This window comes from Labrys sp. E2SS-1L (genome assembly GCF_057073705.1).
On the sequence record NZ_CP172712.1, the window covers coordinates 4,008,471 to 4,023,030 of the forward strand.

Below are 14,560 nucleotides of genomic sequence, written 5' to 3' on the forward strand. Positions count from 1 at the left end.
GGCGGCCTTTATTAGATCATAAACGAACGAACGTTTGTTTCTATAATCGGGAGCGGGTTTCTCCGCAAGTGGTTTGAGATGGCACGCAGGGCAGGAGCGGATGGCAGCAAGACGGCGGAGGCAATCCGCACCGCGGGCCTGCGCCTGATCTTCCAGCACGGCTATGAAGGCATGAGCCTGCGGGACCTTGCCCAGAGCGTCGGGATCCAGCCGGGGTCGCTCTACAATCATATCACCACCAAGCAGGCACTGTTGTTCGACTTCCTGGTCGAGCACATGACGAGGCTGACCGAAGCGCTCGACGCGGCACTGGCCGGCATCGAGAGCCCCCTCGCCCGCCTCGACACCTTCATCGAATTCCACCTGCGCTACCATCTGACCCGGCGGATGGAAGTCTTCGTCAACAATTCAGAACTGCGCAGCCTGGAGCCGCAGAACAGGGCTGTGGTGACCGGCTTGCGGCGTGACTACGAGCGACGCCTGGAACAGATCCTGGCCGAAGGAACCCGGAGCGGCGCCCTGGCGGTGCCGGATGTGACCGTTGCCACCTTCGCGATCATCGCCCAGCTCACCGGCGTGGTCGGCTGGTACGACCCCAAGGGGCGCCTCGGCGAGGACGAGATCATCGCCATCCATCGGCAGCTGGTCGTCGGCGGACTGTTACCCTCCCTATAAATAGAGTCTTGCAGCCAGACCTACGGCATCGAAACGGTAGCTAGGGTGCCGTACGCTGCTGGTGGTCGCTTTCGTGCTGGCGAACGATGAAAGCAAAGCCTGCTGCTACACGCCGTTCTACCGAGGACACGTCCGATCTTTTCCATATCGCTAAGATGCGCTCTACTGTTGTCGAGGGTAGTTTCTTTGGCTGAGGTCTTCGGTGAACAAAAAACCCATGCTATGGGCAATAGTGGTTGCGTTGTCGCTGGTCCCGGCAACCGCCATCGCCAAGAAAATCTCGGGCACGCAGGCGGAGAAATTCTGCTTCGATGCCCAATCCACCAACGATCAGACCATCGCCGGCTGCAGTTGGATCATTGCGGGAGAGGGCCGTTCCCAGGCAGGTCTGGCAACCGCCTATTACAATCGCGGCGTGGCTTATCAGGACAAGGGTGACAGGGACCGCGCCATCGCGGATTATGACCAAGCCATCTTCCTGAAACCCGATCACGCTTCGGCCTATTACAACCGCGGCAATCTCTATCGTGACCAAGGCAATGCCGCCCGCGCCATCGAGGATTATGATCAAGCTATTCGCCTGGATCCGAACGACGCGCAGGCGTTGAACAATCGCGGCAACGCTCATGCAGATAGGGGGGACCACGACCGCGCCATTCGGGACTTCGGTCGAGCCCTCAGCCTCAAGCCGAATGATGCGATCGCGCTCTGCAATCGCGGCGGCGTCTATGCCGACAAAGGTGATAGGGACCGCGCCATCCAGGACTACGACCAAGCCATTCGCATCAAGCCGGACTATGCCATCGCCTTCAACGGCCGTGGCAGCGCCCATTATGACAAGGGTGATCGCGAGCGCGCCATTCGGGACTTCGACGAGGCCATCCGTCTCAAGCCGGACTATGCCGACGCCTTCAACAATCGGGGTAACGCCTACCACGACAAGGGCGAGTACGATCGGGCCATTCAGGACTACGACCGCGCCATTCGACTCAAGCGTAATTTCACCTACGCCTTCAACAATCGCGGCAGCACCTATGATGACAAGGGCAACTACGACCGCGCTATCCGCGATTATGATCAGGCCATTCGCCTCAAGCCCGATTATGCCTACGCCTTCAACAACCGCGGCGTCGCCAACAAGAACAAAGGTGACAACGACAAAGCGATCCGGGACTACGATGAGGCCATCCGCATAGATCCCGATTACGTCAACGCCTATTCGAACCGTGGCAACGCCTATTACGACAAAGGCCAATTCGATCGAGCCATTCAGGACTACGATCAGGCCATACGCATCAAGCCAGACCATGCCGTCGCCTATAATGGCCGGGGCAACGCTTATGACGACAAAGGCGACAGCGACCGCGCCCTTCAAGACTACGATCAGGCGATCCGGCTCGACCCCAATTTGGCAATCGCCTTCAACAATCGCGGTGGCGTATATGCCGAAAAAGGCGACCAGGATCGCGCGATCCGGGATTTCGACGAAGCCATTCGCCTCAAGCCTGATTATGCCAGGGCTTATAACGCGCGGGGCACCGTCTATTACAACAGGGGCGACTATGGGCGCGCCATCCAGGATTACGATCAGGCCATACGTTTCGACGCCGGCTACGCGCTTGCCTTCAACAACCGCGGCAACGCCCATGACGACAAGGGCGATCGCGAGCGCGCTCTGGCGGATTATGATCAGGCCATTCGCCTCAAGCCCGACTATATCCTCGCCTATAGGAACCGCGGCATCACATATGACCGGCAGGGCCGTTACGACCGAGCCATCCGTGACTTCGACGAGGCTATCCGGCTCGATCCCGATAATGCGGCCGCCTTCGTCAATAGAGGCGTCAGCTACGACAACAAGGGCGATCACGCCCGCGCAATCCAAGACTTCAATCAAGCTATCCGCATCAAGCCAAACAATGCTCGCGCCTATAGGAGGCGCGGCTCCAGTTACAACGATCTTGGAAACTCCAACAGGGCGCTGACAGACTTCAATCTGGCCATCAGCATCGATCCCGACTATGCCGAGGCCTACAATGATCGCGGCCTCACCTATTTGAGCTTAGCCGATTACGATAGGGCGATCATGGATTTCGATCAGGCTATCCGCATCAAACCGAAATTCGACCGCGCTATAAGAAATCGCGCCAAAGCCATAGAAATACGAAACAAGAACTTCCCTGAGAAGAAAACACTCAAGGCATCGGCCTCTCCCTAGGACCGGAAGGCAGTCTACAAACCGACACACGAGGTCGTTGACCCAAGGACGGATCGGATGGCGCTATTTTCGCGAGGTACCCACTCCCGCCCTGATTCCGATTGTCGTCAAATCGCAACCAGAATATCCTCTGACAAATTGCGTTCGCCTAGAGGGATATCGTGCGACCGCATCGGCGTGCCTTTGCCATTTCAACTCATTCATCAAATTTCAAAACGCCTTAGCAACGAGGAATATCCATGGAATATCGTCAGTTAGGCGGCTCGGGCTTCAAGGTGCCGGCGCTCAGCCTGGGCACTGGAACTTTTGGCGGCGGCGGTGACTTCTTCAAGGCCTGGGGCACGACCGATTCGGAAGGCGCACGCCGCCTGCTCGACATCTGTATCGACGCCGGCGTTACCATGTTCGACAGCGCCGATATCTATTCCTCAGGTCTCGCGGAGGAAATTCTCGGCAAGGCGATCGCCGGGCGCCGCGACCAGGTGATCATCTCGACCAAGGCGACCTTCCGCTCCGGTCCCGGGCCGAATGATGTCGGCTCTTCCCGATTCCATCTCACCGATGCTGTCGACAAGGCGCTGAAGCGGCTCGGCACCGACTATATCGACCTGTTCCAACTGCACGGTTTCGACGCGCTCACGCCGGTCGAGGAAGTACTGCAGACCTTCGACGACCTGATCCGCGCCGGAAAGATCCGCTATATCGGCGTCTCCAACTTCTCCGGCTGGCATCTGGCGAAGTCCCTGGCGGCCTCGGACCGTTACGGGCTGCCGCGCTATGTCGCCCACCAGGCCTATTATTCCCTGGTCGGCCGCGACTATGAATGGGAACTGATGCCGCTCGGCCTCGACCAGAAGGTCGGTGCCGTGGTGTGGAGCCCGCTCGGCTGGGGGCGCCTGACTGGAAAGCTGCGCCGCGGTGCGGCATTGCCGGAGCGCAGCCGTCTGCACCAGACCGCGGCCGATGGTCCGCCGGTAGCCGATGAGCTGCTCTATCGTGTCGTCGACGCCATCGACGCCATCGCCGGCGAAACCGGCAAGAGCGTACCCCAGATCGCTCTCAACTGGCTGCTGCAGCGTCCCACCGTCGCCAGCGTGATCATCGGTGCACGCGACGAGGCACAATTGCACGAAAATCTCGGCGCCGTCGGCTGGAAGCTCACACCGGAGCAGATCGCAAAGCTGGACGAGGCCAGCACCGTGACCCTGCCCTATCCTTATTGGCACCAGCGTGGCTTCACCGAGCGCAATCCGCCACCGGTGTGAACAGACAGAACTGCTCTCCTGTCAGCCATTGGCGGGCGCCGCGTCGATTACCCGCAATTGCACGCGCTCGCGCCCGCCATAGCGATCGACGCTCAAGGTGCCTGCGACATGCACGGCCTTGCCACGATGGCCGACAAGGCCGTCGCCCAGGGGTTGCCCGACCGACCGGAAGGCGATGGCGTCGAGCATGGTGCCATCATGCGCCTTGAGGCGCAGGCGCAAATGCGCCTCGCCGACGGTATCGACGAAGGCGAGCTGGTGGCCCGGCAGCGCCAACACCGGCTCGGGATTGCCCTGACCGAACGGGCCGGCCTTTTCGAGCATCTCGATCAGGCCGGTGGTCGCGCCGCCGGCGGCAAGCGCGCCGTCGATCTCCAGGGCCGCATCTGCCCGCGCCGTCTCGACAGCCGATGCGAGTTCCGCCTCCAGATAGGCTCGGAAGGCACCGAGCTGGTCCTGCCCCAAGGTGATGCCCGCGGCCATGGCGTGGCCGCCGCCCTTGACGATGAGATCGCGCTCTACCGCCTGCCTTACAGCCTTGCCCAGATCGACGCCGCCGATCGAGCGCCCGGATCCGGTGCCGACCCCATCCTTGTTGAAGGCGATCGCAAAGGCAGGCCGGCCGAAGCGTTCCTTCAGGCGGGCAGCCACCAGGCCCACGACACCGGGGTGCCAATTTCGCGAGGCCGTCACCACCGTCGCGCCCGTCTCCTCGAGGCCGAGGGCCGCGACGGCCTCCGCCAACGCCTCCTCCAGCATGACGGCCTCGACCGTCTGGCGCTCCCTGTTGAGCCGGTCCAATGTCGCGGCGATCGAAGCCGCCTCCTCGCCGTCCTCGCTCATCAACAGCCTTGCTCCGAGAGCGGCATCGCCGATACGCCCGCCCGCATTGATGCGCGGCCCGAGCAGGAAGCCGAGATGATAGGGCCGCGGCGGCCCGTCCAGGCGGGCCATGTCCATCAGAGCGCGCAGGCCGGCCCGCTGGCGCTGGCGCATGACGGCCAGGCCCCGCGCCACGAAGGCCCGATTGAGGCCCTTGAGCGGTACCACATCCGCCACCGTTCCCAAGGCGACCAGATCGAGGCGCGCCATCAGGTCCGGCTCGGGTCGCTCCCTCCACCAGCCACGCTTGCGCAAGCTCCGGCTCGCGGCGACGAGAAGCATGAAGGTGACGCCGCAGGCGCATAGATGCCCTTGCCCGGAGAGATCGTCGAGGCGGTTTGGATTGACCACCGCCACCGCCGGCGGCAGCGCCTCGCCGGCCTGGTGATGGTCGACGACCAGGGTCTCGAAGCCGAGCTCAGCGGCCTTGCCGAGGACATCGACGCTGGTCGTGCCGCAGTCCACCGTCACCAGCAGGCTGGCGCCTTCGGCCCGCAACAGCCGAATCGCCTCCTCGTTCGGACCGTAGCCTTCATAGATTCGATCGGGAATGTGGATTCGCGCCGGCACGCCGACCTCGCGCAGCCAGCCCGCAAGCAGCGCCGAGGAGGTGGCGCCGTCGACATCGTAGTCACCGAAAATGGCAATGCTTTCGCGCGCCATCACGGCATCGGCCAGCCGTTCAGCCGCCTTGTCCATATCGGTCAGGCGTGAGGGATCGGGCATGTAGTGGCGCAGGGTGGGAGCCAGATAGGCGTCGGCCTCCTCGACCGTCACGCCCCTGCCGGCGAGGATGCGCGCCAGCAGGTCGGGCTGGCCGGAGCGCTGGGCCAGGGTCATGGCCTGCATCTGCCCTTGCGCATCCAGCCTTTCCCGCCAGGCCTTGCCGGTGAAGGAGGATTGCACGCCGAGAAAATAACGAGGGGGAGAAACGGATGACTGCATGGGCGGACCATATCGGCGAAGCCCTAGCCAGCACAAATGCTTCGTTAGCTCCGCATAACACCTTCGGCATCCTTGACCACGTGCGACAATCTGCCATCAATCGCATATTTCCCGAACGCTCACGGGGCGATGGTGATGACGACTGCGGCGGGCGCTAACGGATCTCGTTTTTCACCTGGACTGGCCTTGGCGGCGCTCGGCGTCGTCTATGGAGACATCGGCACCAGCCCGCTCTACGCCTTCGCACAGGCCATCAGCGCCAGCGGCGATGGCGGCGCCGGACAGGCCTGGATCGTGACAGGTGTCGTCTCGGTGATCTTCTGGGCCCTGATCCTGATCGTCTCCCTGAAATATGCGATCCTGATCCTGCGCGCCGACAACAAGGGCGAAGGCGGCATTGTCGCCCTGCTCGCCATTCTGGGGGGCAGCGGCCGCCGCGAAGGCCGTCGCCATGTCATCTTCCTGATCATCGGCCTGGTGGGCGCCGCGCTGCTCTATGGCGACGGCGCCATCACGCCAGCCATCTCGGTGCTCAGCGCCATCGAGGGACTGGAAGTCGCCACGCCGTCCCTGGTCCATATCGTGGTGCCGCTGACCGTCGCGATCCTCCTGGTCCTGTTCATGGTCCAACGCTATGGCACCGGCATGATCGGCCGCTTCTTCGGCCCGGTCATGCTGGCCTGGTTCGTCCTCATCGGCCTGCTGGGCGCGGCGAGCATCGTGCGGAACCCTGCCATCCTCGCCGCCCTCAATCCGTTCGTGGCGCTGCATTTCCTGGTCACGGCCAATCCGGCCGTCAGTTTTGCCATCCTGGGAGCGGCCTTCCTCGCCGTCACCGGCGGCGAGGCGATGTATGCCGATATGGGGCATTTCGGCCGAAACCCCATCCGCGTGGCCTGGTTCACGATCGCCCTGCCCGCCCTGGTCCTCAATTATTTCGGCCAGGGTGCCCTGCTGCTCGGCAATCCTGCCGCCGCCTCCAATCCGTTCTACAACCTGGTACCCGACTGGCTGCATTTCCCGGTCATCATTTTTGCGACGGTAGCCACCGTCATCGCCAGCCAGGCCATCATATCGGGGGCCTTTTCGCTGGCGCGCCAGTCCATACAACTTGGTCTGCTCCCGCGCCTCACCATCAAGCAGACCGACAATCGGGAATTCGGCCAGATCTACGTCCCGCTGGTCAACTGGCTGCTGTGCATCGCCACGCTCGGCGCCGTGCTCGGCTTCGGCTCGTCTGCGGCGCTGGCGGGCGCCTATGGCGTCGCCGTTTCCCTGCTGATGGCGATCACCACGCTGCTGGCGGCCCTGGTGGCCCGGCATTGGGGTTACAATCTCTTCCTCGTCATCCTGGTCAACGGCGCCTTCTTCGTCGTCGACCTGATCTTCGTCGCCGCCAATGGCGTCAAGCTCTTCGAGGGCGGCTGGTATCCGCTGTTGTTGGCCATCTTCGTCGCCATGCTGATGCTGACCTGGCGCCGCGGCCAGATCCTGGCCGAACAGGCCCGCAAGCATCTGCGCGTGGAGGAGACCACCTTCTTCGCGGCGATGAAAACCCAGCGCCCCACGAGGCTGCCGGGCACGGCTGCCTTCCTGAGCTCGGCCGCCGTCGGCATGCCCCTCTCGCTGAGTATTTTCTTGCGCCACACCGGCGCCATTCCCGAACGCGTGCTGCTGGTCACCGTGCAGGGCGCGGAAATCCCTCGCGTCAAGGACAGGGACCGCGTGACGGTGACCTCCCTTCGCCCCGGTTTCGAGCGCATCATCCTGCGCTTCGGCTTCATGGAGGAACCCGACGTGCTCAAGGGCATGCGGCTGGCCATCTCGCAAGGCCTGATCTCGGGCTTCGACCTCGCCGAGATCTCCTTCTATATCGGGAGCGAGACGATCATCCCCTCCAAGAGGATCGCGGGCATGGCCTTCTGGCGCGAGGTGCTCTACGCCATGCTCCAGCGCAATGCCGAGCGCTCCGCCTCCTATTTCCGCATCCCGGCGCCGCAGGTGGTGCAGTTCGGAACTGAGATCGAGATCTGAACGGGCTCAGGAGCCGATCAGTCCCTTGAATATGAAGAAGTCGCCGGCACAGATCAGGCCGAGGTCGGTGGAATTTTCAGGAAGGAGCGGCAAGTTTCTCGAGCATGTCGCGCAGCAAGTCTTCATTCAGCGCGAAGGCCTGATCGTAGTCGCCCGGCTCGCCGATGAGCCAGCCATAGTCGAGGCCAAGGCGCTTGCTGAGCCATAGATAGGTGCTCTTGGTGAAATTCCCGGGAAAAAGCTCGATGACCTGCGTTCCGGGGCGGCAGAACGCCAGATTGCCGAGCCCGGCGCCATGCACGCCAACAACCACATCGGCCTGGGAGAACAGCCGAACCTGTTCGGCATGATTGTCGCCCCTGGCCTCGAAGCGTTCGAAACCATGAGCCTTTGCAATGTCCCAGAGCGCCTCTTCGTTGAGCAGGCGCCGGATCTTGCTGCCTCCCCGCGAAAAGAAGATGCGCCGCCCGCCACCGGGCTCCACCCGGTAATGTGCCCGGAAGAGCTCGGCCAGCCGCCGTACCGGAGCGGCATCGGCAAAGCTCCATTCGGCGTTGCCGGCATCGAAGGAAAGCCACAGCGCCTCCTCGACCGCCACCTTGGCATCGTCCGGCATGGCGACCACGCGCACGCCCGGATAGGCTTGCTCGAGCAAGGCGCAGCCCAGATTCAGGCTTTCCAGGCGCGAAGGCGGTAGCAGCAAGGTGAGCGGCATGTCCCTGGGGTGAAAGCGCTCGAGATAGTCGACCACCGGCACCAGATCCTCGAAGAGCGCATGGTAGTAGTTGTCCGTGCGGGCCAGCAGATGACAACGCCCGGAAAGGGCGGGTAGGGCCCGGAGCCGCTTGGCCCTGGCGAAGTTCCAATTGACCCATTGCACGTCGCGGATCACCACGCCCTGCTGGCGAGGTGCGAAAATGCGGCTGACATGGCCGAGCAGCTCGGCCGGTTTCACCGTCACGGCCAGCTCTTGCACTGGAACCGTGATACCGCCCGTCCACTGGCGCGCCAATGTGTCATAGGGCCAGCACCGGTCCCGCACGAAGGTGCTTTCCTCCGGCGTGAATGCGGTCGCCATCTCGGTTTTGCGGTCTTCGATGACCAGTGCCGCGGCGATCCCGGGATCGACCCCGCGTGGATAGAAGGAAAAACGCCGCCGCAGCGGGCCGATCCGGCCAATGGTCGCCCGCGCCAGCAGCCAGCGCCAGTAGCGGATATTGAAGCGCTTTCGAAATCCGGATTTGACGCGGGCCATTTCTGCCGTTTGATTGCCATTGAACAGCCAAGCGGCTATAGCCGCGCCACCACCCTCTGTCTATCGGATCAGACCTTGAAAGCAATCATTCTCGCCGGCGGCATGGGCACGCGCATTTCCGAAGAATCGCATCTGCGCCCCAAACCGATGATCGAGATCGGAGGCAGGCCGATCCTCTGGCACATCATGAAGATCTACAGCCATTACGGCATCAACGATTTCGTGATCTGCCTGGGCTACAAGGGCTATATGATCAAGGAGTATTTCTCCAATTACTTCCTGCACAATGCGGATGTGACGATCGACGCCGAGAAGAACGAGGTCATCTATCACAATCAGAAGGCCGAACCCTGGCGCGTCACCATGGTGGATACCGGCGAGACCAGCATGACGGGCGGCCGGCTCAGGCGGGTTGCGCCCTTCCTGACGCCGGGCGAATCCTTCTGCTTCACCTATGGCGACGGCGTCGCCGATGTCGACATCGGCGCCCTCATCGCCTTCCACAAGAAGCACGGCAAGCGCGCCACGCTGACCGGTGTGATCCCTCCCGGCCGCTACGGCTCCCTGTCGCTCGAGGGCGACAAGGTCACGCGCTTCATTGAAAAGCCTCCGGGCGACAATGCGCTGATCAATGGCGGCTTCTTCGTGCTGGAGCCGAGCGTGGTCGATCTGATCGAGACGGACCAGACCTCCTGGGAAGGCGCCCCGCTCGAGGCCCTGGCCGCCTCCGGCGACCTGATGGCCTACCGTCATGGCGGCTTCTGGCAACCCATGGATACCCTGCGCGACAAGAACCATCTCGAGCAATTGTGGGCACAGGGCAAGGCGCCCTGGAAGGTCTGGCCGTGAGCGAGGCACTCGCCGCAGGCGCATTGCCTTCACCCGCCTTCTGGCGGGGCAAGAAGGTGCTTCTAACTGGCCATACCGGCTTCAAGGGAAGCTGGATGGCCCTGTGGCTGCATCGGCTGGGGGCCGAAGTCACCGGCTTTGCACTGCCGCCGGCGGCCGACCAGCCGCTGTTCGCCGCAGCCGGCGTGAACAGTGCCGTTCGCTCGGTCCTGGGCGATCTGCGCGACGCCGAGGCTGTGCGCGAGGCTGTTGAGGCGGCACAGCCGCAGATCGTATTGCATCTCGCCGCCCAGGCCTTGGTGAGGCGCTCCCTCGCCGATCCGATCGAGACCTTCGGATCCAATGTGATGGGCACCGTCCATCTGCTCGAGGCCCTGCGTTCACGCCCCGGCCTTGCCTGCATTCTCGCGGTGACCTCGGACAAGGTCTATCTCAACCAGGAAGAGGGATCGGCTTTCCGCGAGGACGACAAGCTCGGCGGCAAGGACCCCTATTCCGCCTCCAAGGCGGCGGCCGAGATCGTCACCTATGCCTATGCCCGCTCCTTTTTCGACAAGGCAGCGGTGCCGGTCGCTACCGCACGTGGCGGCAACGTCATCGGCGGCGGCGACCATTCGGCCGACAGGCTCGTCCCCGACATCGTACGCGCCGTGCGCAGCGGCCGGCCGCTCGAACTGCGCCATCCTGAAGCGACGCGCCCCTGGCAGCATGTGCTGGACTGCGTCAACGGCTATCTGATCTATGCCGAGCGGCTCGCCTCGGTCGCCGACACGCCGCGCGCGCTCAATTTCGGCCCCGATCCGTCCCGCCCCCTGCCCGTCTCGGCCGTGGCAGATGCCGTCTTCCAGGCACTCGGCCGCAAGCCGGACTGGGTGCACAAGCCGGTACCCGGGTCCATCGAGATGAAAGCCTTGACGGTCAACTCGGACCTTGCCCGCCGACTGCTCGGCTGGCAGGACCGCCTCGCCGGCCCGTCCAGCCTGGAATGGACGGCGCAATGGTATGCTGCCGAGGCAGCCGGCCAGGACATGCATGCCTTCACCCTCGACCAGATCTCCCGTTTCTCGACGCCCTGAGACCGCTGCCATGACCGCTGCCACGTCCACGCTTCCCCATTGCCGGTTCTGCGCCACGCCGCTGACGACCACTTTGTGCGATCTCGGCTCGATGCCGCTCGCCAATGACTACCGCCTGCCCGACGACAGCAATCCCGAGCGCAGCTTTCCACTGCATGCGCGCGTCTGCCCGAGCTGTCTGCTGGTTCAGGTCGACGATTCCGTGCCGCCGGACGCCATCTTCTCCGACTATGCCTATTTCTCTTCCTATTCGGACAGCTGGGTCGCGCATGCCAAGCGCTATGCGGACGCAATGATCGAGCGTTTCAAACTCGGCGCTGACGCCCTGGTGGTCGAGGTCGCCTCCAATGACGGCTACCTCCTTCAACATTTCAAGGCCGCGGGTGTGCCCGTGCTCGGCGTCGAGCCAGCCGCCAACGTCGCCGAAACGGCCCGGGCCAAGGGCATCGATACCGAGGTCGCTTTCTTCGGTGTCGAAACCGCCAGCCGACTGGTCGGCCAAGGCAAGCGCGCCGACCTCATGGCTGCCAACAATGTGCTCGCCCATGTCCCCGACATCCGCGACTTCGTCGGCGGCTTCGCCACCTTGCTGAAGCCCGAAGGTGTCGTCACCTTCGAATTCCCGCATGTACTCAATCTGATCGAGAAGGTGCAGTTCGACACCATCTATCACGAGCACTTTTCCTACCTCTCGCTGGTGACGGTGGAGAAGGTGTTCGCCGCCGTGGGCCTCAAGGCGATCGATGTGGAGGAACTGCCGACGCATGGCGGTTCCCTGCGCCTGTTCGCGGCGCCGATTGCTTCCAGCCACCAGCCCTCGGCGCGGCTCGACGCCCTGCGCGCCAAGGAGCACGCCGCCAGTCTTGACACCCTGGCGGGCTATGAAGGCTTTGCCGCCAAGGTCGCCGAGGTCAAGCGTGGCTTCCTCACTTTCCTGGCCGAGGCCAAGGCGGCCGGCAAGACCATTGCCGCCTACGGCGCCGCCGCCAAGGGCAACACTTTCCTGAACTTCTGTGGCGTCGGCCCTGCCGATATCGTGGCGGTCTTCGATCGGTCCCTGGCCAAGCAGGGCCGCCTGCTGCCCGGCAGCCAGATTCCGATCCTCTCGCCCGATAAGATCAGCGAGATAGCGCCGGATTATCTCGTCATCCTGCCCTGGAACATCGCCGAAGAGGTGATGGAGCAGACGCGCCCCTTGATGCCATCGGGCAGTTCCTTCGTGACGGCCGTGCCCAGCATCAGGCTCACGCCGTGATCTTCAGCGAAACGCGGATCCCAGGCTGCTTCCTGATCAAGCCGGAACCGCGGCGTGATGATCGCGGCTTCTTCGCCAGGACCTATTGCCCGGACGAGTTCGCCGCAGCCGGCATCGCCTTCACGCCTGTGCAGACCAATCTGTCGCGCAACGACAAGGCCTTCACCCTGCGCGGCATGCACTTCCAGGAGCCGCCTCACGCCGAGGCCAAGCTCGTCCAGGTAGCACGGGGGGCGATCCATGATGTCGTGGTCGATCTCAGGCCCGACAGCCCGGCCTTTCGCGAATGGATCGGCGCAGATCTGAGCGCCGACAACCTTCACCAGCTCTATATCCCAGAGGGCTGTGCCCACGGCTTCCTGACGCTCGAAGCAGGAACGGACGTGCTGTATGGCATGGGCCGCAAATATGTTCCGGGCCATGCCCGCGGCTATCGCTATGACGATCCTGCCTTCACCATCGAATGGCCCCGTCCGCCGGCGGTGATCGCGCCGGCGGACGAAGCCTGGCCCTCTTTCGGAGCCTGAAAGACCGTCCGCCACGCCTCAATCGCAGCGGACGGATCCACTATTTCGCGTCGAAAGCCGGGTGGTAGGCCACGTTTCCGCGCGGCGTATCGGCCCCGAGGGCCAGGCACTGGAAATAGACCTGTGGCAGGCCGGGAAAGCAAAGCTGCGCTTCATTCTTGAAACCGAAGCGGCCGTAATAGGCGGGATTCCCCACTACGACGCAGCCTTCTGCCTTTTGCCGACGAAGATGGGCCAGGCCTGCTTCGATCAGCGCCCGGCCAATACCACCCTTCTGGCGATCCGGCCGCACCGATACGGGCCCCAGCCCATACCATTGCCGGAAAGCGCCCTCGATGGTGACGGGCGAGAAGGCGGCATGACCGACGACCTCGCCGTCTTCTTCCGCCACCAGGGACAAAGTCAAGGCTCCGGCCGCCCGCAAGGCGTCGACGATCGCCGCCTCCGTCTGGCTGCTATATGGCTTTCCTTCGAAGGCCGCCTTGGTAATCGCGCGGATGGTATCGATGTCATCGGCACGTTCTGATCGGATCTGCATGGTTTTTCCCCTATTCAGCGATTATCGGCCTGCGCGCGCACGCTCTCCCGCCCCTTGCGCGAAATGCGGTAGGGACCGGAGGCGTGAGATTCGATCAGCCGTTTGCGGTGGAGTTTCCCGAATGTCTCCAGCGTGCAATCGGCCAGACGATGGCCGTCGCGGGTGAAGCAGTCGACATGGTGGATGCGGCCACTATCGCCGCGGTGATGACGGATATGCCCGCCCTGGGCCAGCACGTGCAGCACACGCTGCTCGCCCCGTGAGATATTCATGATGGTGGAGCCTGTCGCAGAAACCATGACAAGCATCGCCTGCGCACGCGCCCGATCCGGCTGCAGTGCCTCGCAATGCTTTCTCATGTCTCGTCAAATCGAGACGGTCAGCGGTTTCCCACAAGCTCTGACATAAAACCTTCCGCTCAAATCAGCAGGCCGTGATCGCTTAGTTCAGCATCGGTCCGATGTCAATCCGATCCGGCCCCGCGCCGATCTTCCCAACCCAATAGGACTTAGAGACGCCGTGCATCGATTTCGACAAGTGACGCCCGACCGGCGGGAATCTGAAACGGCCTCGCCGTGGAACCCCGCGCCTCGCTGCGCATTTCATTGATGAATGCACTATTCAGGACGACTCGAATGACCCAGTTCATCATCATGAAACGCCGCGGCGCTCACGTCGAACCATTGCCGGATGCACCGATTTTCGATGATCTCGTCGAGGCGGAGATCTGGGCGGCCACCTATCTGGAAGGCGACCCGGCCTTGTTCGACAAGGGCCTGGACTCGATCGAGGTACACCGGCAGGAACAACGGCTGGCACCGCGCCAGTTAGCATCAGGCAGGCGCTGAGCGCGCGCTACGCACAGATCAACGGCTCTGAATATTCAATGAATGGTGGGCGGTGACGGGCTCGAACCGCCGACCCTCTCGGTGTAAACGAGATGCTCTACCAACTGAGCTAACCGCCCTAAACGCGGGAGGACCCACGCACGGCCTCTGTCTATTGCGCTTGCGCGCGCTTCGCAAGGCAAAAGAAAGCGGC

13 protein-coding genes and 1 tRNA gene are annotated in these 14,560 nt (G+C 63.1%); 9 read left to right on the forward strand and 5 right to left on the reverse strand.

Annotated elements, in window-relative coordinates; genetic code table 11:
• The first annotated feature begins 78 nt into the window (after nucleotides 1-78).
• The 3 genes from ACIGJE_RS18790 to ACIGJE_RS18800 all read left to right on the forward strand — a co-directional run bounded on the left by ACIGJE_RS18790 (nucleotide 79) and on the right by ACIGJE_RS18800 (nucleotide 4,158).
• The gene (locus ACIGJE_RS18790; RefSeq protein ID WP_415081398.1) at nucleotides 79-675 is read left to right on the forward strand and encodes a TetR/AcrR family transcriptional regulator; all 597 of its coding nucleotides are present in this window, start codon (nucleotides 79-81) and stop codon (nucleotides 673-675) included.
• 202 nt (nucleotides 676-877) lie between these two features.
• Entirely contained in the window at nucleotides 878-2,893 is a 2,016-nt protein-coding gene (locus ACIGJE_RS18795) for a tetratricopeptide repeat protein (protein ID WP_483678410.1), read from the forward strand.
• 239 nt (nucleotides 2,894-3,132) lie between these two features.
• Nucleotides 3,133-4,158 carry an aldo/keto reductase gene (locus ACIGJE_RS18800; protein ID WP_367622842.1) on the forward strand — a complete coding sequence of 342 codons (1,026 nt, stop codon included), beginning with the start codon at nucleotides 3,133-3,135 and terminating at the stop codon, nucleotides 4,156-4,158.
• 21 nt (nucleotides 4,159-4,179) lie between these two features.
• Here the strand turns inward: ACIGJE_RS18800 and recJ are convergent, their stop codons facing one another.
• Nucleotides 4,180-5,985, reverse strand: coding sequence for a single-stranded-DNA-specific exonuclease RecJ (recJ, locus tag ACIGJE_RS18805; protein ID WP_483678412.1), 1,806 nt, complete (start codon nucleotides 5,983-5,985; stop codon nucleotides 4,180-4,182).
• A gap of 135 nt (nucleotides 5,986-6,120) precedes the next feature.
• On the opposite strand from recJ, the gene ACIGJE_RS18810 reads away from it, so the two are divergent.
• Complete coding sequence (locus ACIGJE_RS18810; RefSeq protein WP_311934862.1) at nucleotides 6,121-8,019, forward strand: potassium transporter Kup; 1,899 nt, start codon at nucleotides 6,121-6,123, stop codon at nucleotides 8,017-8,019.
• A 76-nt stretch (nucleotides 8,020-8,095) separates the two neighbouring features.
• On the opposite strand, the gene ACIGJE_RS18815 is transcribed toward ACIGJE_RS18810, so the two are convergent.
• Nucleotides 8,096-9,274, reverse strand: a complete 1,179-nt coding sequence (locus tag ACIGJE_RS18815) for a glycosyltransferase family 61 protein (protein WP_415081403.1) — start codon at nucleotides 9,272-9,274, stop codon at nucleotides 8,096-8,098.
• Between the two features lie 75 nt (nucleotides 9,275-9,349).
• Between ACIGJE_RS18815 and rfbF the strand changes: the two genes are divergently transcribed.
• From rfbF to ACIGJE_RS18835, 4 genes are read left to right on the forward strand one after another with little or no spacing between them, the layout of a single operon-like run.
• Complete coding sequence (gene rfbF / locus ACIGJE_RS18820) at nucleotides 9,350-10,123, forward strand: glucose-1-phosphate cytidylyltransferase (protein ID WP_394308568.1); 774 nt, start codon at nucleotides 9,350-9,352, stop codon at nucleotides 10,121-10,123.
• A complete protein-coding gene (rfbG, locus tag ACIGJE_RS18825; protein ID WP_311934868.1) occupies nucleotides 10,120-11,199 on the forward strand; it encodes a CDP-glucose 4,6-dehydratase in 1,080 nt (359 codons plus the stop codon). The genes rfbF and rfbG overlap by 4 nt, the downstream gene beginning before the upstream one ends.
• Nucleotides 11,200-11,209: 10 nt before the next feature.
• Complete coding sequence (locus ACIGJE_RS18830; protein ID WP_415081406.1) at nucleotides 11,210-12,454, forward strand: methyltransferase domain-containing protein; 1,245 nt, start codon at nucleotides 11,210-11,212, stop codon at nucleotides 12,452-12,454.
• Nucleotides 12,451-12,981 (forward strand): dTDP-4-dehydrorhamnose 3,5-epimerase family protein, encoded by a 531-nt coding sequence (locus tag ACIGJE_RS18835; protein ID WP_415081408.1) that lies wholly within the window; start codon nucleotides 12,451-12,453, stop codon nucleotides 12,979-12,981. The genes ACIGJE_RS18830 and ACIGJE_RS18835 overlap by 4 nt, the downstream gene beginning before the upstream one ends.
• 40 nt (nucleotides 12,982-13,021) lie before the next feature.
• On the opposite strand, the gene ACIGJE_RS18840 is transcribed toward ACIGJE_RS18835, so the two are convergent.
• Together ACIGJE_RS18840 and ACIGJE_RS18845 are read right to left on the reverse strand one after the other, a co-directional pair.
• On the reverse strand, nucleotides 13,022-13,519 hold the full coding sequence (locus tag ACIGJE_RS18840) for a GNAT family N-acetyltransferase (RefSeq protein ID WP_415081410.1): 498 nt from the start codon (nucleotides 13,517-13,519) through the stop codon (nucleotides 13,022-13,024).
• Nucleotides 13,520-13,533: 14 nt separating this feature from the next.
• Nucleotides 13,534-13,791 carry a YjhX family toxin gene (locus ACIGJE_RS18845; RefSeq protein ID WP_068296378.1) on the reverse strand — a complete coding sequence of 86 codons (258 nt, stop codon included), beginning with the start codon at nucleotides 13,789-13,791 and terminating at the stop codon, nucleotides 13,534-13,536.
• 363 nt (nucleotides 13,792-14,154) lie between these two features.
• On the opposite strand from ACIGJE_RS18845, the gene ACIGJE_RS18850 reads away from it, so the two are divergent.
• The gene (locus ACIGJE_RS18850) at nucleotides 14,155-14,367 is read left to right on the forward strand and encodes a hypothetical protein (protein WP_068296300.1); all 213 of its coding nucleotides are present in this window, start codon (nucleotides 14,155-14,157) and stop codon (nucleotides 14,365-14,367) included.
• A 43-nt stretch (nucleotides 14,368-14,410) separates the two neighbouring features.
• Here ACIGJE_RS18850 and ACIGJE_RS18855 read toward each other — a convergent pair.
• Nucleotides 14,411-14,486: transfer RNA gene (locus ACIGJE_RS18855), tRNA-Val, on the reverse strand.
• Between the last annotated feature and the right edge of the window lie 74 nt (nucleotides 14,487-14,560).